The organism is Rhodanobacter sp. C06 (assembly GCF_002001105.1).
Lineage (GTDB): Bacteria > Pseudomonadota > Gammaproteobacteria > Xanthomonadales > Rhodanobacteraceae > Rhodanobacter_A.
This window is the reverse complement of record NZ_MUNP01000080.1, coordinates 74,324-98,613: the sequence shown is the minus strand read 5'-3', so window position 1 is coordinate 98,613 and position 24,290 is coordinate 74,324. Positions and strand designations below refer to the sequence as shown.

Sequence of the window (24,290 nt, the reverse complement as noted above, 5' to 3'; positions counted from 1 at the left end):
ACGTCATCGAGTGCTAGGCGCGAGGCCGCCGCGCGAGGTCGAGCCCGAATCGACATGCGTTGAAGCGCATGTCGATCGGAGCGAGGGCGAGCCGTGAACCGGCGAGCGGTGAAATGGCAGAGCCGGCCTCGCGCCTAGCACTCGATGACGTTCACCGCGAGGCCGCCGCGCGAGGTCGAGCCCGAATCGACATGCGTTGAAGCGCATGTCGATCGGAGCGAGGGCGAGGCGTGAACTGGCGAGCGGTGAAACGGCAGAGTCGACCTCGCGCCTAACACTCGATGACGTTGACGGCGAGGCCGCCGCGCGAAGTCTCCTTGTACTTGTCCTTCATGTCGCGGCCGGTGTCGCGCATGGTCTTGATCACCTTGTCCAGACTGACGCGATGCTTGCCATCGCTCTTCAGCGCCATGCGGCTGGCGTTGATCGCCTTCACCGAGCCCATCGCGTTGCGCTCGATGCAGGGGATTTGCACCAGGCCGCCGATCGGGTCGCAGGTGAGGCCGAGATTGTGTTCCATGCCGATCTCGGCGGCGTTCTCGACCTGGTGGATGCTGCCGCCCAGCGCGGCGGTGAGGCCGCCGGCGGCCATCGAACAGGCCACGCCCACCTCGCCCTGGCAGCCGACCTCGGCGCCGGAGATCGAGGCGTTCTCCTTGTAGAGGATGCCGATCGCGGCGGCGGTGAGCAGGTAGTCGATGATGCCGTTCTCGTCGGCCTTGGGGCAGAAGCGCAGGTAGTAGTGGCCCACCGCGGGCACGATGCCGGCGGCGCCGTTGGTGGGGGCGGTGACCACGCGGCCGCCCGCGGCGTTCTCCTCGTTCACTGCCAGCGCGTAGAGATTCACCCAGTCGAGTATGGTGAGCGGGTCCTTCAGTGCGGCCTCGGGTGCGTTGCGCAACTCCTCGGCCATCGCCGGCGCGCGGCGTGTCACATGCAGGCCGCCGGGCAAGGTGCCGGGTGAGCGCAGGCCGCGCGTCACGCAGTCGGCCATGGCCTTCCAGATCGTGAGCAGGCCGGCGCGGGTTTCGGCTTCGGGGCGCCACACGGCTTCGTTCGCCATCATCAGCTGGGCGATCGTGAGCCCGTGTTTCTCGCACAGCGCCAGCATCTGGTCGCCGGTGGAGAACGGGTAGGGCTGTTCAGTGGTGTCGGCGACGATGCGGTCTTCCGCCGCCTCGTCGGTGTTCACCACGAAGCCGCCGCCGACCGAGTAGTAGTCGCGCGTGGCCAGCTCGTTGCCGTCGGCGTCGTAAGCGGAGAAGCGCATGCCATTGGTGTGGAACGGCAGCTTCTGGCGTTTGTTGAAGACCAGGTCCGCCTTTTCGTCGAACGCGATCTCGCGCTTGCCGAGCAGGCGCAGCCGCTGCGTGGTGCGAATGCGCTTGAGCGTCTCGGGGATCAGGTCGGGATCGACCGTGTCCGGATGCTGGCCCTCGAAGCCCAGCAGCACCGCCTTGTCGGTACCGTGGCCGCGGCCGGTCATCGCCAGCGAGCCGTACAGCTCGGCGCGCACGCGCGCGACTCGGTCCAGCACGCCTTTCTCCTCCAGCCAGCGCTCGGCGAAGCGTGCCGCCGCGCGCATCGGCCCCACCGTATGCGAGGAGGACGGCCCGATGCCGATCTTGAACAGGTCGAATACGCTGACGGCCATGATGCGCTGCGAGTGGGAAGGGGAAACCGCTATTCTACGCAGGCACCCGATCCATGCGCAGGCGCATGCCCAACCTCATCCTCTACCAGCGCGACTACTGCCACCTGTGCGACCTCGCGCTCGCCGTCATGGCCGAGGCGCAGGCGCCGGAGTTCGACAGCGTGTGGGTGGACGATGCGCCGGTGCTGGAGGCGCGCTACGGCACCCGCGTGCCGGTGCTGCGTGACGCGCGCGACGGGCGTGAACTGGACTGGCCGTTCGACGCGGCGGCGGTGCAGGCCTTTTTAATCAGGTAAACGCCTGCGCGCAGCGCACGCATTCGCCTCCTCCCCCGCATGCAGGGGAGGATTGAGGTGGGGTCACCCTACTTGGCCAGCAGCACCAGGTGCGCGTGCACTTTCACGTCGGCGCCGATCACGGAGGTGTCGGCGTAGTCGCCGCCGCCCACGCCGAAGTCCAGCCGCTTGAGTGAGCCGTCCACGTCGAGCGTGGCGTTCTTCCCCTGCGACTTGAAGTCCACCGCGAGGCTCACTGGCTTGGTGACGCCGCGCAGGGTGAGCCGGCCGTCGGCGACTACCTTGCCACCCACGTTGCGGAAACCGGTGCTGACGAAGTGCGCGCTGGGGTATTGCTCCACGTCGAAGAAATCCTTGCCGGGCAGCGCGCCCTGCTGATCCTTGTCGTTCACCGCGACGCTGGCCGTGGCCACGGTCACGTCGAACTTCGATTGCGCGAGCTGGGCGGGGTCGTAGCTGATCGCGGCATGCCACTGCTTGAAGCTGCCGTCGAAACTCGCGCCCTGGAAGTTGCCGGTGAAGCCCAGCGTGCTGGCCGGTTGCACCGTGTAGTCGGTGGCCAGCGTGGCGCCGGGCAGGGCGAGTGCCAGCAGCAGGCCGGCGCAGAGAGTATGGATCTTCTTCATGGCAGTTCTCACTTGTCGTTGCGCAATTTGCCGAACGGCAGCATGCGCCTGAGTACATTGTCGCCATCGAACACATGGTGCTTCAGCGCGGCGCCCACGTGCCCCACCAGCACCAGCACGAGGAACCAGAACAGGTATTCGTGCACTGCGTGCGAGAAATGGCGTAGCGCATCGTTCTTCGCACCGAGGCCCGGCAGGTTGAACAGCTTGAAGAACTGCAGCGGCTTGCCGGTTACCGTATTGAACCACCATCCGCTCACCGGGATGGCCAGCGCCAGCAGGTACAGCAGCGCGTGGGTGGTGCGCGCGGCCCATTGCTGCCAGCGCGGCGCAGGCAGTTCGCGCGGCCGTCCGTCCGGCCAGCGCCAGGCCAGGCGCAGCAGCATCAGCGCCAGCACGGTGAGGCCGATCGACTTGTGCAGCGCCAGCCAGTTGATCTTCTGCATCGGGTTCGATGCCAGGTCCATGCACAGGCCGAACACGCCGTTGCCGAGGATGGCCAGCGCCACGATCCAGTGGAAGGACTTGGCGATGCCGCCCCAGTGGCGGTCGTCGCTGCGCAGCTTCATGGGGAGTCCTTGGCGGCAGGGGTGTCGTTGGAAGAATGGTCGTCGCGGATCGCTTCCAGTTCCATCCACACCGACACCTGATGGCCGATCGAGTTCGGAAAGGCGGTGATGCCGAAGTCGGTGCGGTCGAGGCTGGCGGTGGCCGAGAAGCCGGCGACGGCGTGCAGGCCGTACAGCGTGCGCGCCACACGATTGAGGCGGAACGGAATGGTCAGCGGTCGGCTCACGCCGTGCAGGGTCAGCGTGCCGTGCAGTACGCCGTGGTCCGCGTCGGTGCGTTCCACCGAATGGCTGACGAAATGTGCCTCGCGGTATTGCGCGCAATCCAGCAGGGCGTGCCCGCAGACCGCCTTGTCCCAGCCGGCGTCGCCCATGTCCGCGCTGGTCAGGTCGATGTCGAGTTCCGTGCTCGCATGGTCCAGGTCGTCCGGGTCGAGGCGCAACCAGCCACGTGCGATGTGCAGCCGCCCGAACGGTCGCGAATAGCCGTCGTGGTCGATGCTGAAGACGATCTGGCTGTGCACGGTGTCGTAGCGGTACTCGTGCGCGTCGGCGAACGCGGCCATGGCCGGTACGGCCAGCAACAGCAACAACCAGCATGTGGGGCGCGCGCGGGACATGCGGCGAAGTCTGGACGATCGCCGATCGCGGCGCCAGCGACGACGCCGGAACGCAGCGTTCGCGCCGCGGATCGATGCCGTGGCGACAGCCGGGCGCGCTCGCGCGGGTATCGCCGTTTTGGCATGATGCGGCGAGGGGCAGGGGATACGCCATGTTTGCATCACTCGTGTTGGGAGCCGTCTTGTCCGCTGCCATGCCGTTGGCCGCCGGCGGCGCGGGGCAGGCAGGCGCCGCGGCGGCGAGCGCCGCGCCAGGCACAGGCCTGCTGCCCACGCCGCAGTTCAGGCACTACGACACCGGCGATGGCCTGCCCAGCTCGGCGATCAATGCGGTGGAGCAGGACGGGCGCGGCTTCATGTGGTTCGGCGGCTCCGGCGGCCTGGTGCGCTACGACGGCGTGGAGTTCAAGGCTTATGCACATACGCCTGGCGATGCGGATACCTTGTCCTCGAACGACATCACCCAGCTGGTATGCGCCACGGACGGGCGGCTGTGGATCGCCACGGGCGATGCCGGGCTGGATCGACTCGATCCGGCCACTGGTCATTTCGAGCACTGGCGCCACGACCCGAAGCGCCCGGACAGCCTGTCCGGCGACGCGGTGCTGGCGCTCGCGCGCGATCGCGACGGCAGCCTGTGGGTGGGCACGCGCGAGGGGCTCGACCACCTGTCGGCGGACGGCCGCCAGGTGCGGCACGTGCCCTACCTGCAGGCCGCGGATGGTGGCTCCGGCAACAGCAGCCGGGACAGGATGGTCGGCGCGCTGAAGGTCGACGACGACGGCGTGCTGTGGATCGGCACCTGGTCGGGACTGCTGCTTAAGCGGCTGCCGGACGGCAGCATCCGGCAGGTCGAGGTCGTGCATGGCGAAGACAAGCCCGACCAGATCTGGCGCATCAACGGTAGCGGCAAGGACTTGCGCATCGGTACACGGCTGGGCCTGTTGCACGTGGACGCCGACGGCGTGGCGCGACCGATGTTCAGTGCCGCGCAGATGAAGCCGGAATACGTCTTCGACAGCACGCGCGACCGCGCCGGACGGCTGTGGATGGTGACGCTGCACGGCGTGGTGATGGACGATCCGCGCACCGGCATCCATCGCTTCCACAGCCAGCCGCTGGTGCTGGGCGGCTTGCCGGGCGAGTGGACCTGGCGCGTCGTTGCGGATCGCGAGGGCGGCCTGTGGTTCACCTTCTACGACGGCGGCATCGCCTACCTGGCGCCCGGCTGGGAGGGCTTCTCGCGCTACACGCACGTGCCCGACGATCCCGCCAGCCTGCGCGACACGCTGGCCTCCGTGGTGGCGCCCAGCGCGGACGGCAAGCTGTGGGTGGGCGAGCGCGGCAAGATCGACAAGCTTGACCCGCTTACCGGCGAGGTCCGGCACGTGGTCGATGGCGTGAACACCGAAGTGATCTCGATGGTCGACGACGGCAGCAGCCTGTGGTTCACCGTGCGCGGGGCGCTGCAGCGATTCAAGGACGGCAAGCTCACGACGATCGATCCGGAGCGCCGCCAGATCACCCGGCCCGAAGTGCTGGTGCTGGGCGACGACGGCGCGTTGTACCTGACGGTGGCGAAGTATGGCGTGGTCCGGATCGATACCCGGACGCTGCAGGTGACGCCGCTGCCGATGCCGGCGGACGCGAAGGACGTCGACCTGCGGGTATCGGGCCTGGACTGGCACGACGGCGCGCTCTGGTATGCGAGCGGTGCGGGCCTGATGCGCTGGAGCCCCGCCAGCCAGCGCATGGAATTCGTGCCCGGCATCCCCCGGGGCGAAGACGTGCTTGGCTTCACCTCGATCGGGTCGACGTTCTGGCTGGTGCGCGGCGACGGGCTGGAGCATTACCACTGGGAAGGCGACCGGGCCGTGCGCGATTGCCTGGTGGGGACGGCGCAGGGTTGGAAGAATCCGGTGACGCTCGGCATGCATGTGGACCGGCTCGGGCGCCTGTGGATCTTCAGCCAGGTCGGGTTGTGGCGCTACGACCCACGCGACGGCGGCTTCAAGCACTTCGGCGCGCAGGACGGCCTGGTCAACAACGAATTCCTCGGCGGCCCGGTGCGGCCGGTGCCCGGCGGCCCGCTGTTTGCCCCCACGCAAGGCGGCGTGATCGGCTTCAACCCCATGCAGCTGCATGAGCGGCCGGCGGTGCCGTCGCCGGCGGTGACTGCCCTCGACGTGCGTGGCAGCCGGGGCATGCGGGCCTTGCCGACCAACCAGCGCGACATCGGCCTGGTCTGGAACGACCGCGACTTGCGCATCGGCGTGCGCGCGCTTTCCTACGTCAATCCGCGGGCGAACCGCTACCGCTTCCGCTTGGACGGGGTGGACGACGACTGGGTCGACACCGGCAACAGCGGCGACCGCGAATTCGTGGGCATGCATGCCGGCGACTACACCTTGAATGTCGAGGCGGCCGGCGCCTACGGCGGGTGGGGCCGCTTGGCACAGCCGCTGCGCATCCACGTGCAGGCGCCGCCGTGGCTGCGCTGGTGGGCGTGGCTGCTGTATGCGCTGGCGCTGGCGGCGGTGGTGGGCTGGATCATGTGGGCGTGGCGGCGGCGACTGGCGCAGCGCCACCGCATCGAACTGATCGAGCAGCGCCGCGCGCTGGCCGAGCAGGCCAGCGCGGCGAAGACGCAGTTCCTCGCCACGCTGAGCCACGAGATCCGCACGCCGATGACCGGCGTGATGGGCATGGCCGAGTTGCTCTTGAACACGCCGCTGGATCCGAAGCAGCAGGACTACACGCGGGCGATGCAACGCTCCGGCAGCATGCTGCTGAAGCTGCTCAACGACGCGCTGGACCTGGTGCGCATCGATGCCGGGCGGCTGGAGCTGGAGCCGGCGCCGTTCGACCCGCGCCAGCTGGTCGAGGACGTGGCGCAGCTGGAGCAGGGCCAGGCCTGGAGCAAGGGCCTGCGCTTCGTGGTGGAGATCGCCGACGACCTGCCGGCGCAGACGATCGGCGACGCGGTGCGCGTCAAGCAGGTGCTGCTGAACCTGGCGAACAACGCGCTGAAGTTCACCGCGCACGGCAGCGTGACTCTGCGCGCCGCGCGCGGCGGCGACAGCCTGCTGTTCAGCGTCAGCGACACGGGGCCGGGCATTCCCGAAGGCAGCCAGGCGCGGCTGTTCCAGCGCTTCGAACAGGAGGACAGCCCGCAGCGCCGCGCTGGCAGCGGTCTGGGTCTGGCGATCTGCCGCGAGCTGGTGGAGATGATGGGCGGCAGCATCGAGCTGCAATCGCGGCTGGGCCACGGCAGCAGCTTCCTGGTGCGGTTGCCGCTGATCGAGGTGGGCCACGTCGCGGATGAACAAGCCTCGCCGTCACCCGCCGATGAACATCCGCTGCGCCTGCTGCTGGTGGAGGACGACCCGATCGTGGCGGCGGTGATCACCGGCCTGCTGCAGCAGCAGGGCCATGCGGCCTGCCATGTGGCGAACGGCTTGCTGGCCTTGGCCGAGCTGGAGCGGAACTGCTACGACGCGGTGCTGCTGGACCTGGACCTGCCGGGCGTGGACGGTTTCCAGGTGGCGCGGCTGATCCGCCAGCGCGAGACGGGGCCGCACCTGCCGATCGTGGCGGTGACGGCCCGCTCGGGCGAGACGGACGAGGCGCACGCGCGCGAGGCGGGCATGGACGGCTTCCTGCGCAAGCCGCTCAGCGGCGAACAACTGGCGGCGATGCTGGCGCGCGTGCTGCGTGCGACAGGCGACGAGGAGGATGCCGAGGCGGTTGCGGCCGGGTAGGGTGCATTCCGCGCCGCTCCCGCGCGCCGGGTGCGCGGGGCAGCGGCCCCGCATTCGCTTCCCCGGCCTTGTTTTGGCATGATCCGCGGACGAAACGGTGCAGGCCGTGCGGGGTCGCCGCGCCTGCCCGGGCGCCGCCATGCAGGGGAACGTGATGGGTTGCAGGCCGATGCTGTCGGCAGGTTTGTCCGGCCTGCTCCTGCTCCTGCTCATCGCGGCGCCCGCGTCCGTGAAGGCGGCCGCCCCGCCGGCCCCCGCCGCGGCGGCGGTGCCCATGGTCACGCCGCAGTTCCGCCGCTACGGCGTGCCCGACGGCCTGCCCAGTTCCAATGTCTACGCCGTGGTGCAGGATCACGCCGGGGCGATCTGGTTCGGCACCAAGGGCGGCATCGCGCGCTATGACGGCGTGCATTTCAAGGTGTTCCGCCACGTGGCGAACGATCCGGGTTCGCTGTACGACAACGGCGTTGCCACGCTGCTGGTGGATGACCGCAACCGCCTGTGGGCGGGCGGCCTCAATGCGGGACTGAACCGCTACGACGCGGTCACCGGCAAGTTCGAGCACTGGGGACACGACCCCGACGATCCCGCCAGCCTCGCCAGTGACCGCACATGGTCGCTCGCGCAGACACCGGACGGCACGCTGTGGGTGGGCACGGGGCAAGGGCTGGACCGCATGCGGCCGGATGGCCGCGGCTTCGAGCACGTGAGCTACCGGGCGCCCGGCGGCAAGGCCGAGAGCTTCGGCCTGGTCGGCGCGCTCCATGTCGATGCCCGCGGCCAGCTGTGGATCGGCAGCGACCTCGGCGTGTTCCGCCGCGATGCGCAGGGGCAGGTGCATCCGGTGCTGGCCGCCGATCCGCGGCAGTCGATGTCAGCCTGGAGCATCGGCGGGAATGGCGACGACGTGCGCATCGCCACCATCCGCGGCCTGATGGTGGTGGGGCCGGACGGCTTGGCGCGGCATTTCGGCGGCAGCACGATTCCCGCCACCAACGTGATGGCCAGCGTGCGCGACGATGCCGGTCGGCTGTGGGTCGGCACGCAGCGCGGGCTGTTCATGCAGCCGCGCGCGGACGCCCCGGTGATGCCGGTGACCAACCAGCCCGCGTTGAACGGCGACCTGCCCGGCACCTGGGTATGGCAGATGCTGGTCGATCGCGCCGGCGGGCTGTGGTTCGCACTGTTCGACGGCGGCGTCGGCTACCTGGCGCCGGGCTGGGACAGCTTCAGCCGCTTCACCCATATCCCGGACGATGCGGCCAGTCTGCGCGACTCGATCGCCACCACCATGGCGCGCGGCAAGGATGGTCGCCATGTCTGGGTGGGCGAGCGCGCCGGCCGGGTGGACCGGCTCGACCCCGTCACCGGGCAGGTGGAGCACAGCTACTCGGATCTCGGCGGCGACGTGGTCGGCATGACCGAGGACGCGCGCGGGCGCCTGTGGGTGGTGGTGCAGGGGGCGATCGAGGTGTGTGACGACCCGCGCCATCCCTGCATGCGCGTCGATCCCGCGGGCAGCAGCGGCATGCGGCGTCCGCTGGAGGTGGAGCCGGGCCCTGACGACAAGATGTATGCGCGCACCTTCGGCGAAGGCATCTTCCGCATCGATCCGGACACGCTGGCGGTGAGTCCGGTGGCGATGGACCAGGCCAACGAGAAGGTGCGCTGGGGCAGCCAGATGACGTTGCGTGGTGGCGTGTTCTGGTACGCCAGCGACGGCGGCATGATGCGGCTGGACGGTGCGCGCGACCGTTTCGTGATGGCGCCGGGCGCGCCGCAGGGGCAGAGCGTGGACGCGTTCGCGTTTACCCCGCACGGCATCTGGATGGCCAACGCGAATGGCCTGGCGCACTACCGCATCGAAAGCGACGGCAAGCTGGTGCGCGAGCGCACCGTAGATGCGGCGCATGGCTGGCCGTCGATCAACGTGGTGGATCTCAAGGTGGATACCGGGGGCCGGGTCTGGGTATTCGGTCACGACGGCCTGTGGCGCTTCGACCCGGCGAACGGGCGTTTCCGTTCCTTCGGCCTGCAGGACGGGCTAGCCAACGGCGAGTTCTCGCGCGGCTACGCCCTGATGCCCAGCGGCTACCTGTATGCACCGACCCTGGGCGGCGTGGTGGCCTTCGATCCGGACCGGATCGGCGTGCAGAAGACGGCGTCGCCACTGGCGATCACCGGCATCAACGTGCGCCGGCACGGCACGCAGCAGGCGCTGCCGATCGGCGCCGGGGTGGTGAAGGTCGGCTGGCGCGACCGCCAATTGGACATCCGGGCGCGCGTGTACTCGTACCTCGATCCCGTGGACAACCACTATCGCTTCTTCCTGCACGGCTTCGATCCCGGCTGGGTGGACGTGGGCAACCAGGGCGAGCGCGACCTCTCCGGCTTGGGCGGCGGCGACTACACGCTGGACGTGATGGCGACGGGAGCGGAGGGTGTGTGGTCGCATCTGGCCACGCCGCTGCGCATCCACGTGCAGGCGCCGCCGTGGCTGCGCTGGTGGGCGTGGCTGCTGTATGCGCTGGCGCTGGCGGCGGTGGTGGGCTGGATCATGTGGGCGTGGCGGCGGCGACTGGCGCAGCGCCACCGCATCGAACTGATCGAGCAGCGCCGCGCGCTGGCCGAGCAGGCCAGCGCGGCGAAGACGCAGTTCCTCGCCACGCTGAGCCACGAGATCCGCACGCCGATGACCGGCGTGATGGGCATGGCCGAGTTGCTCTTGAACACGCCGCTGGATCCGAAGCAGCAGGACTACACGCGGGCGATGCAACGCTCCGGCAGCATGCTGCTGAAGCTGCTCAACGACGCGCTGGACCTGGTGCGCATCGATGCCGGGCGGCTGGAGCTGGAGCCGGCGCCGTTCGACCCGCGCCAGCTGGTCGAGGACGTGGCGCAGCTGGAGCAGGGCCAGGCCTGGAGCAAGGGCCTGCGCTTCGTGGTGGAGATCGCCGACGACCTGCCGGCGCAGACGATCGGCGACGCGGTGCGCGTCAAGCAGGTGCTGCTGAACCTGGCGAACAACGCGCTGAAGTTCACCGCGCACGGCAGCGTGACTCTGCGCGCCGCGCGCGGCGGCGACAGCCTGCTGTTCAGCGTCAGCGACACGGGGCCGGGCATTCCCGAAGGCAGCCAGGCGCGGCTGTTCCAGCGCTTCGAACAGGAGGACAGCCCGCAGCGCCGCGCTGGCAGCGGTCTGGGTCTGGCGATCTGCCGCGAGCTGGTGGAGATGATGGGCGGCAGCATCGAGCTGCAATCGCGGCTGGGCCACGGCAGCAGCTTCCTGGTGCGGTTGCCGCTGATCGAGGTGGGCCACGTCGCGGATGAACAAGCCTCGCCGTCACCCGCCGATGAACATCCGCTGCGCCTGCTGCTGGTGGAGGACGACCCGATCGTGGCGGCGGTGATCACCGGCCTGCTGCAGCAGCAGGGCCATGCGGCCTGCCATGTGGCGAACGGCTTGCTGGCCTTGGCCGAGCTGGAGCGGAACTGCTACGACGCGGTGCTGCTGGACCTGGACCTGCCGGGCGTGGACGGTTTCCAGGTGGCGCGGCTGATCCGCCAGCGCGAGACGGGGCCGCACCTGCCGATCGTGGCGGTGACGGCCCGCTCGGGCGAGACGGACGAGGCGCACGCGCGCGAGGCGGGCATGGACGGCTTCCTGCGCAAGCCGCTCAGCGGCGAACAACTGGCGGCGATGCTGGCTTGGGTGTTGCGCGGAGCGGGCGGGGGTGAGCTGGCGATGGCCGGCTGAGCCGCTTACATGTCGTTCTTGTGCAGCTCGAAGCCGCGACGCTTGTATTCGCTCCAGCGTTCGCGCGATCCCGTGCGCTCCGCCTCGTCGGCAGGCACCACTTCCAGCACGCGCTGGAACTGGCCGCTGGCGCAGCCCTCGCGGAGGTTGATGACCAGCGGGCGATCGGGCGTGTCCACGCCGGGCGGCACGATCAGCACCGCGGTACCCGCATCGTCGTCGTCGCCGGCGAGCTGGTGCGGGATGAAGGCATCCTCGTCGAACGCCCACAGCAATTCGTCGATCGCCTCGGCCTGCGCGTGGTCGCGGGTGAGGATCAGCGTGGGCTGCTGTGCCGCGAACGCGCGCTTCACCAGCTCGCATACCAGGAGCAGCGGCTGTTCGCGGAAGCGCGGCTTGTCGATCAGGTAGAAGTCGGCGCGCATAAGGCAGGAGTGAGTAGGGAGGAGGGAGAAGTGGCATGGGCATGATGCCTCAAACCTTCAGCTCTCACTCCCCCACTTCTCTTCACTCACTTCTCGCAACGATCCAGCAACCACTGCGCCAGCAGCGCCACCGGGCGGCCGGTGGCCAGGCCCTTGCGGCCTTCATCCCAGGCCGTGCCGGCGATGTCGAGGTGCGCCCAGCGCTGGCCTTCGGCGAAGCGCGACAGGAAGCAGGCGGCGGTGATCGCGCCGGCGCTCTTGCCGCCGATGTTGGCGACGTCGGCGAAGCCGGAGTCGAGCTGCACCTGGTAGTCGTCCCACAGCGGCATGCGCCACGCGCGGTCCAGCGCGTGCTCGCCCGCGGCGAGCAGTTCGGTGGCGAGGTCGTCGTGCCTGCTGAACAGGCCGCTGGCGTGCTTGCCCAGCGCGATCACGCAGGCGCCGGTCAGCGTGGCGGCATCGATCATCGCCTGCGGCTGGAACGTCCGCGCGGTCCAGGTCAGCGCGTCGCACAGGATCAGCCGACCCTCGGCGTCGGTGTTGAGCACTTCGATGGTGAGGCCGGACAGGCTGGTGAGCACGTCGCCGGGACGGTAGCTGTCGCCGTCGGGCATGTTCTCGGCCGAAGGCACCACGCAGACGAGGTTGTGCCCGACGCCCATTTTCACCGCGGCAACGAACGCGCCGAGCACGCCGGCCGCACCGCCCATGTCGAACTTCATCTCCTCCATGCCGGGGCCGGGCTTGAGGCTGATGCCGCCGGTGTCGAAGGTGATGCCCTTGCCCACGAAGGCGTAGGGCGCCGCGCCCGCGGCGCCGCCGTGGTACTGCAGCGCGATCAGCTTCGGCTTGTTCGCCGAGCCACGACCCACCGCGAGCAGCGAGCCGAAGCCGAGCTTCTCCATCTCCACGTGGTCGAGCACGCGGCAATCGACCTTGTCGTGCGCGTCGGCGAAGGCCTGCGCCTGCTCGGCGATGTAGACGGGCGTGCAGATGTTCGGCGGCAGGTTGGCCAGTTCGCGCGCGAAGCGCACGCCCTCGGCGATGCCGCAGGCCTGCGCCAGGCCGGCTTCCGCATCGGCGCCCGCGGCGAAGGCGAGCGACGCCAGTTCCGTCTGCGCGCTCTTCTCGCGCGGCTTGAAGGTGGCGGTGTAGCGGTAGGCGGCATGGTCGGCGGCCAGTGCGGCGGTGCGCACGCGCCAGGCGGCGTCGCGGCCCGGCACGTCCACCTCGGCGAGATACCACGTCGCCTCGGCGAGCGGCAGCTTGCCCAGCGCGCGGGCGGCCTCGATCGCCACTTTCTGGTAGCGCGCCGCGTCGAAACCCTTCTGCGTGCCCAAGCCCACCACCAGCACGCGCTTCGCCGCGATGCCGGTCGGCGCGTAGAGCAGGGTGGTGCTGCCGGCCTTGCCGCTGATGTCGCCGCTCTCCACCTGGCGCTTGATCGCGCCACCGGTGGCACCGTCCACACAGGCGGCAGCGCTGGTCAGCACGCCCTGTTCGTACACGCCCACCAGCACGCAGGCGGTGTCGGCGGTTTCGGGAGCGGCGGTGGTCAGGCTGAACTGGAGGGTCATCGGGCGTTCCTGCGTGGGCGCGGCCAGCGGCGAACCGGCTAAACTGGCGGTTCGCCGGCGGGGTCGGCGTTGACGGAAGCCCACAAGTTTATCGCATGCTGAGCATTCTCGACCGCTATTTCCTGCGCGAGCTGGCGCAGACCGTGGCCGCCACCGTGGTGGTGCTGATGGTGATCGTCGCCGGCACGGCGTTCGCCAGCGTGCTGCAGCAGGTGGCCAGGGGCAGCTTTCCGGCCAGCGTGATGTTCCAGGTGCTGGGCCTGCGCACCTTGGGAGGGCTCACCAACATGCTGCCGCTGGCCAGCATGATCGGTGTGCTGATGGCGCTGGGCCGGATGTACCGCGAAAGCGAGATGCACGTGCTGATGTCCTCTGGCATGGGGCCGAACGGGCTGCTGCGGCCGATGGCGATACTCGCCGTGGCGCTGGTGCTGCTCACCGCGGTGGTGTCGCTGTGGCTGGGGCCGTGGGCGGCGCGCACCAGCGATGCGATGGTGACCGCGGCGAACCGTTCGGTGGTTGCCGCCGGCCTCGACGCCGGCCGCTTCACCGAGCTGCCCGGCAAGGGCGGCATCATCTTCGTCGACACGCTGAGCCAGGACGGCACCCGGCTGGGCCGCAGCTTCGTGTCCACCCAGCGCACCAGCAAGGACGGCCAGCTGCACGTCAAACTGGTCACCGCCAGCAACGGCCAGCTGTACCAGGAGAGCAACGGCGCGAACCGCTACATCGCGTTCCACGACGGCTGGCAGTACGACATCCCGCTGGGTGCGGACAGCTGGCGGCGCATGCAATACCAGCGCAACGATTCCTCGCTCTCCAACGTGACCAGCGACGACGACGAGGATCCCGCCGAGAGCATGTCCACGCTGGATCTCGCGCGCTCCACCAATCCGCTCGCCCTTGCCGAGCTGGCCTGGCGCACCAACGCGCCGGCGCTGACCCTGGTGATGCTGATGCTGGCGTTGCCGCTGTCGCGGCAGAGCCCGCGCGAACCGCGCTACGGCCGCCTGATGCTGGCGATGCTGAGCTTCTACCTGTACTACCTGCTGCTGGCGCTGGGGCGGGCGCAGATCGGCAAGGGCCACTGGCACCACCAGACGGCGCTGTGGATGCTGCACGTGCTGATGCTGGCGTTCGCCGCGTGGCTGTGGCGCAAGCAGTACGCGCCGCGCAAGCCGCGCAACGAGAAGGCGCTGCCTGCATGAAGTTCGCGATCAAGAGGGTGGATCGGCTGGTCGCGTTCAGCGTGCTCGGTTCGCTGATTGGCGTGTGGCTGGTGCTCACCGGCTTCGATGCGGTCACCCAGTTCCTGCGCCAGCTCAGCAATGTGGGCAAGAATGGTTTCACGCTGACGAATGCGACGGTGTACGTGCTGGTGACCACGCCACGCCGCGCCTACGAGATGTTCGGCAACGCGGCGCTGATCGGCGGGCTGCTGGGCCTGGGCGGCCTCGCCGCCACCGGCGAGCTCACCGCGCTGCGCGCCGCCGGCATGTCGCGCCTGCGCATCGCCGCCTCGGCCACCGGAGTGATCGCGGTGCTGATCGTGGGCGTGGTGATCCTGGGCGAGACCGCCGCGCCCTGGGGCGACCAGCTGGCGCAGACCATGCAACTGCGCATGAAGAGCGGCAACATCGGCGCCACCGGCAGCGGGCTGTGGGCGCGCGACGGCGACCGCATCATCAACGCGCGCGGCAGCGTGGTGCGCCGGGTGGGCGACCACGACGCGGTGCAGCTCACCGACGTGCGCGTGTTCACGCTCACCGCCGACGGTCAGCTCAGTCGCTTCGACTGGGCGAAGACCGCCGACCACGACGGTCACGAGTGGATCCTGCACGAGGTGCGCAGCACCACGCTGGACGCCACCGGCACGCACAGCAGCACCGCGGCCAGCGAGCAGTGGCAATCCAGCCTCAACCCGCAGGTGCTGGCGCAATCGGTGATCCAGCCGCAATACCTGTCGATGCGCGACCTGCGTCGCAGCATGAGCTACCTGGAGCGCAACGGCGAAAGCCCCGGCGTGTATGCGGTGGCGTTCTGGGGCCGTGCGCTGTATGCGCTCAACGTGCTGGTGCTGGTGCTGTGCGCGATGCCGTTCGCGTTCGGCGCGATGCGCTCGGGCGGCCTCGGCAAGCGCATCTTCATCGGCATGCTGCTGGCGATCGCGTGGTACTTCCTGCAGAAGGCGATGGTGAACTTCGGCACCGTCTACGGCATGCCGCCGCTGCTCGCCAACCTGCTGCCCGCGACCCTGCTGGCGCTGGTGGCGTGGCTGTATTTCCGCAAACACGCCTGAGGCGAGTGCCATGAATGTGGTCGACCTGCGCAGCGACACCGTGACCCGTCCCACGCCGGCGATGCGTACCGCGATGCTGGACGCCGAAGTGGGCGATGACGTCTACGGCGAAGATCCCACCGTCAACGCGCTGCAGAAGCGACTGGCCGACGAGCTCGGTTTCGAGGATGCGCTGTTCGTGCCCAGCGGCACGCAGAGCAACCTGCTCGCACTGATGAGCCACTGCGAGCGAGGCGACGAATACCTGGTCGGGATGGATGCGCACACCTACAAGTTCGAGGGCGGTGGCGCCGCGGTACTGGGCTCGATCCAGCCGCAACCCATCGTGCAGGACGAGGACGGCACGTTGCCGCTCCCGCGCGTCGCCGCGGCGATCAAGCCGGTCGATCCGCACTTCGCGCGCACGAAACTGCTCGCGCTGGAAAACACCTGGCACGGCCGCGTGCTGCCGCTGGACTACCTCGGAGCTGCGCACGACTTCGCCCGCGAGCGTGGGCTGGCGCTGCACCTGGACGGCGCGCGCCTGTACAACGCGGCCGTGGCCAGCGGCGTTTCGGCGCGCGCCATCGCGCAGCTCTTCGACAGCGTGTCGATCTGCCTGTCCAAGGGACTCGGCGCACCGGTAGGCTCGGTGCTGGTGGGTTCGGCGCCGCTGATCGAGAAGGCACGCCGCTGGCGCAAGGTCGCCGGCGGCGGCTGGCGCCAGGCCGGCATGCTCGCCGCCGCGGGCCTGCACGCGCTCGATCACCACGTGGCGCGCCTCGCCGACGACCATCGTCGCGCGGCGTACCTCGCCGGTTGCCTGCGCGAGATCGCCGGCGTGGACCTGCTCGGCCAGCACACCAACATGGTTTTCGTCGACGTGCCGACCGCGCGCCTGCGCGCGCTGGACGCGCACCTGCGCGCGGCGAACATCCGCATCAGCATCGGCTACCTGCCCACGCTGCGGCTGGTGACGCATCTCGACGTGGACGATGCGGGCATCGAGAGGGTAGTGGGCGCGTTCCGCGCTTTCTTCGGCAAAGCCTGACGCGGCTTCGCTGTCTCCGCGTCGTTCGGTCTGCGACGCCGGTTTGCTAGCATGCGTGCGATGATTTCCAGCGCGCTCGACATCCTCCAAAGCGTTTTCGGCTATTCGAGCTTCCGCGGCCAGCAGGAGGCCATCGTCGAGCACGTGGCCGAGGGCGGCGACGCACTGGTGCTGATGCCGACCGGCGGCGGCAAGTCGCTGTGCTACCAGATTCCCGCACTGCTGCGGCAGGGGACTGGCATCGTGGTGTCGCCGCTGATCGCGTTGATGCAGGACCAGGTGGATGCGCTGCGTGCGGCGGGCGTGGCGGCGGCTTATCTCAACTCCAGTCTCGACGCGGCGTCGCAGCGCGAGGTGGAGCGGCAGCTGCTGGCGGGCGAGCTGAACCTGCTCTACGTGGCGCCGGAGCGCCTGCTCACCGGGCGTTTCCTGGGCCTGCTGGAGCAGGTCGAAGTGGCGCTGTTCGCGATCGACGAGGCGCATTGCGTCTCGCAGTGGGGGCACGATTTCCGCCCCGAATACCGCGAACTGACCGTGTTGCACGGGCGCTTCCCGCGGGTGCCGCGCATCGCGCTCACCGCCACTGCCGACCCGCGCACGCGCGAGGAGATCGTGGAACGGCTGGCGCTGGGCGCTGCACGCCAGTTCGTCGCCAGTTTCGACCGGCCGAACATCGGCTACCGGGTGACGCTGAAGCACAACCCGCGCACGCAGCTGATGCAGTTCCTCGACGGCCATCGCGGCGAGGCCGGCATCGTCTACGCGCTCAGCCGCAAGAAGGTGGACGACACCGCCGCATGGCTGGCCGAGGCCGGCATCGAGGCGCTGCCGTACCACGCCGGCCTCGATGCGGCCACGCGCGCGAAGAACCAGCAGCGCTTCCTGCGCGAGGACGGCGTGGTGATGGTGGCCACGGTCGCGTTCGGCATGGGCATCGACAAGCCCGACGTGCGCTTCGTGGCACACCTGGACCTGCCGCGCTCGATGGAAGGCTATTACCAGGAGACCGGCCGCGGCGGCCGCGACGGCTTGCCGGCCGAGGCGTGGATGATCTACGGGCTCGCCGACGTGGTGACGATGAGCCAGATGATCGCGCAATCCGAATCGGCGGACGAGCGCAAGCGCATCGAGCGGCAGAAGCTGGAATCGCTGCTGGCCTATGCCGAGGCCACGCGCTGCCGGCGCGAACTGCTGCTGGGCGCGTTCGGCGAGGACTACCACGGCCCTTGCGGCCATTGCGACAACTGCGTGGAACCGCCGAAGACCTGGGACGCCACCGTGCCCGCGCAGAAGGCGCTGTCCGCGGTGTACCGCAGCGGCCAGCGTTTCGGCGCCGGCCACGTGATCGACATCCTGCGCGGCGTGGACAACGAGCGCATGAGCCAGCTCGATCACGACAAGCTCAGCACCTTCGGCATTGGCGCCGATCTGGACGAGAAGGGTTGGCGCTCGGTGTTCCGCCAGTTGCTCGCGGCCGGGCTGCTCGCCACCGACGCGGAGGGTTACGGCACCTTGCGGCTCACCGCGAGCAGTCGCGAGGTGCTGCTGGGCAAGCAGCGCGTGCACCTGCGCGAGGATGCGAAACCCGTGCGTTCCGCGCGCCGTCGCCGCGACAGTCAATTGATCACCGGTGCCAACCTCGGCATCGAAGCCTACGAGCAGCCGCTGTGGGATGCGTTGCGCGCCCTGCGCACGCAGTTGGCGCGCCAGCAGGGTGTGCCGCCCTACGTGGTGTTCCATGACGCCACCTTGCTGGCGATGCTGCGCGCGATGCCGGCCAACGAAGGCGAGCTGGCCCAGGTCAGCGGCGTGGGCGAGGCCAAGCTCGCGCGCTACGGGCGCGATTTCCTCGCGGTGATCAACGCGGTCGAGTGAATCGCCACGGCGGCGTGCCCGTGCGCGTCATCGGATGCCCTTTAATGGGAGTCGTCGCGCGCCCGCCAGGGGCTTCCATGCACGAAGCCTCGTGCATCGCCACCCTCGTCAGCGGCATCGTGCCGGCCGCCGCCCGAATCACCGCGGCTCAGCCGGCCAGCAGCCAGTCGTCGTTGTCGTTGACGCTGATCTGAACCAGCCGTGCCGGCGGTTCACCCAGATAGCGCCAGTGCTCCAGTGCTGCCGGCAGGCGGGCTCGCGGGCAGCTCGCGTGCAGGTAGGCCAGCGCCGCGGCCACGTCGTCGTGCCGCGCCAATTCGCAATCCCCCAGCAGGCTGCGCCAGCGCCGCCCGTGCCGCACGATGCGGAACAGGCCGAACTTCGAGGGGGCAACGTATTGCGCCGGCATGGCCGCGGTCCTCGGGAGACGGGGCGGACAGTCTGGACGGCGCAGATGGCCCGCCGGTGATCCGCGGGTGGCAGCGGGGTGACAGCCGGCGTGGAGCAGCGGCCGTTGGACGGCATTGCGTTGGCGCGAGGGTTGGGACTGTTTGCTTGTATGCCCTGCAGCGGATTGGAGCGTTCCACGAAGGCGCACCTTCGGGGCCTGCAAGCCTGAGGCGTCGGAGCGGCGGACTTGGCGACCAGTTGGCAAGCTGGCATTGCTTTTGCTTGAACATCATCGATGCGGCGGACCCATGCCGGGGCTGGCATGGCCCACAATCCGGTTCTATGCTTCTTCGGGTTGCGCCGCGGGACGGTGGTTCGGCACAAGTACCGCGATGATGGCGGCGTGATCGGGTCTTCGGGGCAGGGGTCAAGGATCGAGCGGGGGGACGCAATGCGCGTTGGATCGTGGTCGGGGGCCGTGTTGCGGCAAGCCTTGGTGGCAGGTGTCTACCTGGCTGTGCTGTCCCTGTTTCATGCGGTTTCCATCCGGCATTGGGTCATCCTGGCCGGCCTTCACCTTGCCGCGTTGATGCTGGTCCCGTACCGCTACTGGCCAGCACTCTTCTTTGCGGACACCGCCTGTCAGGCCTACGTCAGCTACATTTGTTTTGATCAATTCGGTCTGCTCTGGACCGTGCTCAACACAATTCCATCGCTAGCCTATGAGGCTCCCGTGGTGTGGTGGTTTCGGGAGCGCTGGCGGCTGTTTCCGTCGCGGGGAACGGTCAACATGCCGATCTTCGTACTGTGCGCCTTGATCATTGCGATCATTGCGACGGTTGAGACCATCGTACAGGTGCGGTTTGCGACGCTCCCACCAGGCTATGTCGTCCATTACAGCGCGGTGACGGCTCGCATGGTGCTGGGCAATTTCATGGGCGTGCTCACGGTCGCGCCGATCACGCTGGTGGTCTACCAGAGTTTCGCAGCTGCCGATTTCCAGTGGCGGCGTTGGCTGCCGGCACTGCTGGAGAGCCGCTTCCTGATCGAAGGTGCGTTGGGAGCGCTCCCGCTCATCGCGTTCCTGGTCTGGCTCGGCGACCACAATCCCCAGATCCGAGCCATGGTGCAGATGGCCATGTTCCTGCCGGTCATCTTCATGGCATTCCGGCATGGCTGGCAGGGTGCGGCGGTGGCTGGTACCTTGGCCAGCTTGGGCATCGTGATGCTGATGCCCGCCACCAACGATCCCGCCACCCTGCAGGCCGAGACCTTGGTGGCCTTGGCCATTTCCACCATGCTGCTGGTGGGCGCCCGCATGACGGCGCTGACGCAGCGGGTGGAGCAGGAGCGTTTCGATTCGCGCATGGCGATGGCCTTGGCGCATCGCAATGCGGCCTTGGGCGAAGCTCAGCTGCGCGTCACGGCGCAGGCGCTGGATCAGCTAGGTCAGTCGATCCATGGTGCGTTCAAACTGATACTCGGGCGCCTGCGCTATCTGCAGCCGGTGACGGACGACATCGGTTATCGCCGGCACGCCGAGAGCGCCCAGGAGCAGCTTTTCCTGCTGACCGACAGCCTGAACCCCGGCGTGCTGCGCGAACATGGCTTGCCCGGGGCCTTGAACCAAGGGGCCTTGGCCCGTGTTCTGCACGAGGCCGGCATCAGGTACTGGTGTGACTTGCGCGGACCCGTGGGCGGCTTTCCGCGCGAGCTGAGCTTGGTCGTTTACCGTGTGGTGTGCGAAGCGATCTCGGAGGCCTGCCTCACGCACGAGCCCGCGGATGTGCTGGTGAAGGTCCGCTGCGGCACCAAGGGCCGGACATGGGCGGTCGTGATGATCGACCTCCGCTGGAATCCGGCGCGATCGCTGCACGTGGACTGGGTGACCCTGCGGCAGCGTCTGCGCATCAGTGCCACGGGCCTGGGGCGCGAGGCCATCATGGATCGGGCCGCCACCTATGGCGGCCAACTGCGCGAACGCGCCATGCCCGATGGCAAGCAGGTGGTGGTCTCGTTCCTGGAGCCGAACCACCCCCGCATCTGATACGAGGGCGGCTGGCTGCAAGCTTCAGTGAATGCCTTTGAGACTGCAGTCGATCGGGTCACACGGGAGCTGGGCGGCTGCAGCATTGAGGCGCATGGTGCCATCACTCAACGGTGTGGCCGTCACCGCCGTGGTGCCGTCGTTGTAGACCGTGGCGGCTGAAGCCGTGGCGGCGGCGGTCGTGGGCGCGCTGGCCGGCTGGCTGGGCGTGACGACCTGCTGGGCAAAGCGACCGATCGGCAGCGTGATGAACTGGCCACCCGCGGTGCCGACACTGCCGAGCACGTTGCCGTTGAGATCGTTGACCTGGATGTATTCGACGCCGCCCATGGCGAACACATACACGTGGAAATTCGGGTTGGTGCTGACGTCCTGGGCATTCGGCCAGGCCTGGCCGAGGCCGGTGGCGGGCGTGGCCGCGAAGACAGCCCCGGTGGCTATGGCGAACGACGCCGCGAAGATTGCACGAGTCAACATGCGCATGGTGGACCCCTTGATTTATGGAGGGCGATCTGCCCGAGCCGAAACTACCACTACCGAAGCAAGGCAAATGCATCCCCAGTTGGCAATCCGCATGCGATGAGTGGCGCCGCCGCCGTGGCCATCGCCGCGCAGGAGCGGGCGGTGAGGGGCGAAAAACGAAGCGCGCCACATGGGCGCGCCTGATGCATGACGATGGTGGCCGGGGACGGAATCGAACCGCCGACACGGGGATTTTCAATCCCCTGCTCTACCAACTGAGCTACCCGGCCAAGTGCCTTGCCAGCAGGACGGGCGTTGCGCGCGTCGGTGTGGCGTGGAGCCGTGCATTAGACCGAATGCACGGCTTGTCGTCAAGACTGCAGGTCGGGCGGGGTGAAGCCGGCGGCCTGGTCGACCTCGCCGCCGAACAGGAATTTCTCCATCTGCTCGGCGAGGTATTTGCGCGCCTTCGGGTCGAGCGGATTGAGTCGGTATTCGTTGATCAGCATGGTCTGGTGGGCCAGCCATTGCTGCCATGCGGGCCTGGAGATCTCGGCGTAGATGCGCTGGCCCAGCGGACCGGGCCAAGGCGCGAAATCGAGGCCCTCGGCATCGATGCCGAGCTTGGTGCAGTGGATGGTACGGCTCATGGATTTTCCTCGGGTCTTTGCCTGGCCGGGCAGGAGCGCACCTGTGCGCGAACGCTTTTGCTTCGATCAGGGTACGAAGCATTCGCGCACAGGGTGCGCTCCTACGACGGCGGGTTGGCGATGTCGAGCAGCAGCTTGCGCACGGGTGCCGGCAGGCCGAGCGCAGCCAGCTCTTCGGCGCTGCACCAGCGCAGTTGGGGATTGTCGGCGATGCCGCGCGGTGCCGTTGCGCCGTCGAACAGCAGCGGCTCGATACGCAGCTTGTAGTGGCTGAATACGTGGACGAATGGCGCGAGCGCCTGCGCGTCGTCGATGTGCGCATGTCGCTTGGCATCACGCCACGCGCCGTCGATGTCGGCGGCTTCGGGCAGGCTCCACAGGCCGGACCATACCCCTTGCGAGCCGCGCCGCTCCAGCAGCACGCGATCATGCGCATCGCGCAGGATCAGCATCACGGTGGCGCGCACGGGCGTGGTTTTCGTCGGCTTCGGCGACGGCAGCTGCGCGACAAGTCCATCGCGTCGGGCGACGCAAGCCTCGGCCAGCGGGCAGGCTTCGCAGCGCGGCTTGCCGCGCGTGCAGACCGTGGCACCCAGATCCATGATCGCCTGGGTGTAATCGGCTACTCGAGTGGCCGGGGTATGCGCGTCGGCGTGTCGCCACAGCTGCTTCTCCACCGCGCTCGTGCCGGGATGGCCGTGGATGCCGTGATAGCGCGCCAGCACGCGCTTCACGTTGCCGTCGAGGATGGGGAAGCGCAGGCCGTGCGCCTGGGCGAGGATCGCGCCCGCGGTGGAACGGCCGATGCCGGGCAGGGCGGCGAGCGCGTCGAAGTCGCGCGGCAGCTTGCCGCCGTGGCGCTCCACGCAGAGCTGCGCGGCAAGATGCAGGAAGCGCGCGCGCCGGTAGTAGCCGAGGCCCGACCACAGCGCGAGCACCTGGTCCTCGGGCGCAGCGGCGAGCGCGGGCAGATCGGGCAGCGCTGCGACGAAGCGCTCGAAGTAGCCGACCACGGTGGCGACCTGGGTCTGCTGCAGCATGATCTCGGACAGCCACACGCGGTAGGCGTCGCGCGGGTGTTGCCAGGGCAGGTCGTGGCGGCCGTGGCGGTCGAACCAGGCCAGCAGGGCATCGGCGAACGGCTTCACTTCGACTTGCTGCCTGGCTTGCCGCCTGCACCGGACTTGACCGGTGCCGCTGCGGGTTTTGTCACCGTGCCGGCTACGGCGGGGGCGTCGCCACCGGCCTGCACGCTGAGTCCCTCGATGGCGAGGTTGCCGACCTGCAGTTTCGCCACCTGCAACGTGCCGCTGCCGGGCGGCACGCTGGGCAGCGGCCCGGCTTGCCGGTCGGCTGGTGCGTTGAGCGTGCTCCACCAGTGCGCCAGCGCCAGCGGCGGCAGGCGCAGGTCGGCGTGGTTGTCCGGGCCGTCCAGCTTCAGGTGCAGCAGCAGCGGGTCGGTCTGGTTGGCCGGTGCGAGCGTCAGCGCGATGTCGTAGCTGCCGGCGTCGGCCTGGTCGAGCTTGCCGCTGAGCTGCGCGGCTGCATCGGCCGCGCCGTGCCAGCGGGCGTTGCCGCTCAGCGCGAGCGTGGTGCCGCTGCCCTGCGACAGGTGCAACTGGATGTGGTCGAGCTGCATCGCGTTGCCCTGCATGTGCGGGGTGGCGGTGAGCCGCAGCTGCAGCGGCAGGCCCGCGGCGGTGCTGGCGGACATGCTGAGCGGGAATTCCTGGCCGGGCGCGAGCGTGCCGGCCGTGAGCGTCACGTTGTTGAGCAGCAGCTGGTCGCCGCGCACCACGCTGCCGTGCTCGATGCTGATGCCGGCATCGATGCGCGGGATCGTCGGCGCGGTATTGGCCGGCTGCGGCGGCAAGGTGGCCAGCCAGTCCTGCAGCGCGTCCAGATCCACCCGCGGCGCATCCACTTCCATTTGCGCGATCGCGGTGGGGCCGCCGAACAGGGTGCGCCAAGGCAGTACCAGCCGGCCGCGCGAAGCGAGCAGGATCGGGCTGTCCGCGCCCTCGGCATTGAGCGTGATGCCGCGCAGATCCAGCGCCGGGCGCGGGAACAAGGTGGGGCTGGCGGGGCTGGCGAGGTTCAGCACCAGGCCGGCATCGTGCGCCTGCTCCTGCAGCATCGCGGTGAAGCGATCGGGCTGCAGCAGCAGGTAGACCACGACCAGCACGGCGAACAGCGCGGCGAACGCCAGGGCGCCCGCGCCGATCAGCAGCCGTCGTAGTCCGCGCGTCATG

The 24,290-nt window shown here is 69.0% G+C and carries 19 protein-coding genes and 1 tRNA gene; 8 read left to right on the top strand and 12 right to left on the bottom strand.

Annotation, left to right across the window (positions count from 1 at the left end; genetic code table 11):
• Nucleotides 1–271: 271 nt before the first annotated feature.
• Complete coding sequence (locus B0E52_RS18090) at nt 272–1,654, bottom strand: L-serine ammonia-lyase (RefSeq protein ID WP_077486084.1); 1,383 nt, start codon at nt 1,652–1,654, stop codon at nt 272–274.
• Nucleotides 1,655–1,719: 65 nt separating this feature from the next.
• On the opposite strand from B0E52_RS18090, the gene B0E52_RS18085 reads away from it, so the two are divergent.
• Nucleotides 1,720–1,950, top strand: coding sequence for a glutaredoxin family protein (locus tag B0E52_RS18085; protein WP_077486082.1), 231 nt, complete (start codon nt 1,720–1,722; stop codon nt 1,948–1,950).
• Nucleotides 1,951–2,018: 68 nt separating this feature from the next.
• Here B0E52_RS18085 and B0E52_RS18080 read toward each other — a convergent pair whose 3' ends face one another.
• The 3 genes from B0E52_RS18080 to B0E52_RS18070 are packed head-to-tail and all read right to left on the bottom strand — an operon-like array spanning nt 2,019 to nt 3,765.
• A complete protein-coding gene (locus B0E52_RS18080; RefSeq protein ID WP_077486080.1) occupies nt 2,019–2,576 on the bottom strand; it encodes a YceI family protein in 558 nt (185 codons plus the stop codon).
• Between the two features lie 8 nt (nt 2,577–2,584).
• Complete coding sequence (locus B0E52_RS18075; RefSeq protein ID WP_077486078.1) at nt 2,585–3,145, bottom strand: cytochrome b; 561 nt, start codon at nt 3,143–3,145, stop codon at nt 2,585–2,587.
• A complete protein-coding gene (locus B0E52_RS18070) occupies nt 3,142–3,765 on the bottom strand; it encodes a YceI family protein (RefSeq protein ID WP_077486076.1) in 624 nt (207 codons plus the stop codon). The genes B0E52_RS18075 and B0E52_RS18070 overlap by 4 nt, the downstream gene beginning before the upstream one ends.
• Before the next feature lie 182 nt (nt 3,766–3,947).
• On the opposite strand from B0E52_RS18070, the gene B0E52_RS18065 reads away from it, so the two are divergent.
• On the top strand, nt 3,948–7,526 hold the full coding sequence (locus tag B0E52_RS18065) for an ATP-binding protein (protein ID WP_343124511.1): 3,579 nt from the start codon (nt 3,948–3,950) through the stop codon (nt 7,524–7,526).
• A 229-nt stretch (nt 7,527–7,755) separates the two neighbouring features.
• Nucleotides 7,756–11,283, top strand: a complete 3,528-nt coding sequence (locus tag B0E52_RS18060) for an ATP-binding protein (RefSeq protein ID WP_343124510.1) — start codon at nt 7,756–7,758, stop codon at nt 11,281–11,283.
• 5 nt (nt 11,284–11,288) lie between these two features.
• On the opposite strand, the gene B0E52_RS18055 is transcribed toward B0E52_RS18060, so the two are convergent.
• Nucleotides 11,289–11,708 (bottom strand): DNA polymerase III subunit chi, encoded by a 420-nt coding sequence (locus B0E52_RS18055; protein ID WP_077486070.1) that lies wholly within the window; start codon nt 11,706–11,708, stop codon nt 11,289–11,291.
• A gap of 86 nt (nt 11,709–11,794) precedes the next feature.
• Entirely contained in the window at nt 11,795–13,285 is a 1,491-nt protein-coding gene (locus tag B0E52_RS18050; protein WP_077486068.1) for a leucyl aminopeptidase, read from the bottom strand.
• Between the two features lie 95 nt (nt 13,286–13,380).
• On the opposite strand from B0E52_RS18050, the gene lptF reads away from it, so the two are divergent.
• Genes lptF through recQ form a run of 4 tightly spaced genes read left to right on the top strand, consistent with a single transcriptional unit; the run spans nt 13,381 to nt 18,489 of the window.
• The gene (gene lptF, locus B0E52_RS18045) at nt 13,381–14,493 is read left to right on the top strand and encodes an LPS export ABC transporter permease LptF (RefSeq protein WP_077486066.1); all 1,113 of its coding nucleotides are present in this window, start codon (nt 13,381–13,383) and stop codon (nt 14,491–14,493) included.
• Nucleotides 14,490–15,584, top strand: a complete 1,095-nt coding sequence (gene lptG / locus B0E52_RS18040; RefSeq protein WP_077486064.1) for an LPS export ABC transporter permease LptG — start codon at nt 14,490–14,492, stop codon at nt 15,582–15,584. The genes lptF and lptG overlap by 4 nt, the downstream gene beginning before the upstream one ends.
• 10 nt (nt 15,585–15,594) lie before the next feature.
• Nucleotides 15,595–16,614 carry a low-specificity L-threonine aldolase gene (ltaE, locus tag B0E52_RS18035; protein WP_077486062.1) on the top strand — a complete coding sequence of 340 codons (1,020 nt, stop codon included), beginning with the start codon at nt 15,595–15,597 and terminating at the stop codon, nt 16,612–16,614.
• A 60-nt stretch (nt 16,615–16,674) separates the two neighbouring features.
• Nucleotides 16,675–18,489, top strand: a complete 1,815-nt coding sequence (gene recQ, locus B0E52_RS18030) for a DNA helicase RecQ (protein WP_077486060.1) — start codon at nt 16,675–16,677, stop codon at nt 18,487–18,489.
• Between the two features lie 148 nt (nt 18,490–18,637).
• Here recQ and B0E52_RS18025 read toward each other — a convergent pair whose 3' ends face one another.
• Nucleotides 18,638–18,898: a hypothetical protein gene (locus B0E52_RS18025; protein ID WP_077486058.1), complete on the bottom strand. Its 261-nt coding sequence runs from the start codon at nt 18,896–18,898 to the stop codon at nt 18,638–18,640.
• Nucleotides 18,899–19,201: 303 nt separating this feature from the next.
• Here B0E52_RS18025 and B0E52_RS18020 point away from each other — a divergent pair, with 303 nt between their 5' ends.
• Complete coding sequence (locus B0E52_RS18020; protein WP_168174227.1) at nt 19,202–20,926, top strand: MASE1 domain-containing protein; 1,725 nt, start codon at nt 19,202–19,204, stop codon at nt 20,924–20,926.
• 24 nt (nt 20,927–20,950) lie between these two features.
• Here B0E52_RS18020 and B0E52_RS18015 read toward each other — a convergent pair whose 3' ends face one another.
• The 5 genes from B0E52_RS18015 to B0E52_RS17995 form a co-directional block, all read right to left on the bottom strand.
• Nucleotides 20,951–21,409, bottom strand: a complete 459-nt coding sequence (locus B0E52_RS18015) for a hypothetical protein (protein WP_254426864.1) — start codon at nt 21,407–21,409, stop codon at nt 20,951–20,953.
• A gap of 193 nt (nt 21,410–21,602) precedes the next feature.
• Nucleotides 21,603–21,678 (bottom strand) — tRNA-Phe (locus tag B0E52_RS18010).
• Nucleotides 21,679–21,759: 81 nt separating this feature from the next.
• The gene (locus tag B0E52_RS18005) at nt 21,760–22,038 is read right to left on the bottom strand and encodes an oxidative damage protection protein (protein WP_077486052.1); all 279 of its coding nucleotides are present in this window, start codon (nt 22,036–22,038) and stop codon (nt 21,760–21,762) included.
• A 101-nt stretch (nt 22,039–22,139) separates the two neighbouring features.
• Nucleotides 22,140–23,186: an A/G-specific adenine glycosylase gene (mutY, locus tag B0E52_RS18000; protein WP_077486050.1), complete on the bottom strand. Its 1,047-nt coding sequence runs from the start codon at nt 23,184–23,186 to the stop codon at nt 22,140–22,142.
• Nucleotides 23,183–24,289 (bottom strand): membrane assembly protein AsmA, encoded by a 1,107-nt coding sequence (locus B0E52_RS17995; RefSeq protein WP_077486048.1) that lies wholly within the window; start codon nt 24,287–24,289, stop codon nt 23,183–23,185. The genes mutY and B0E52_RS17995 overlap by 4 nt, the downstream gene beginning before the upstream one ends.
• Nucleotide 24,290 lies beyond the last annotated feature (1 nt).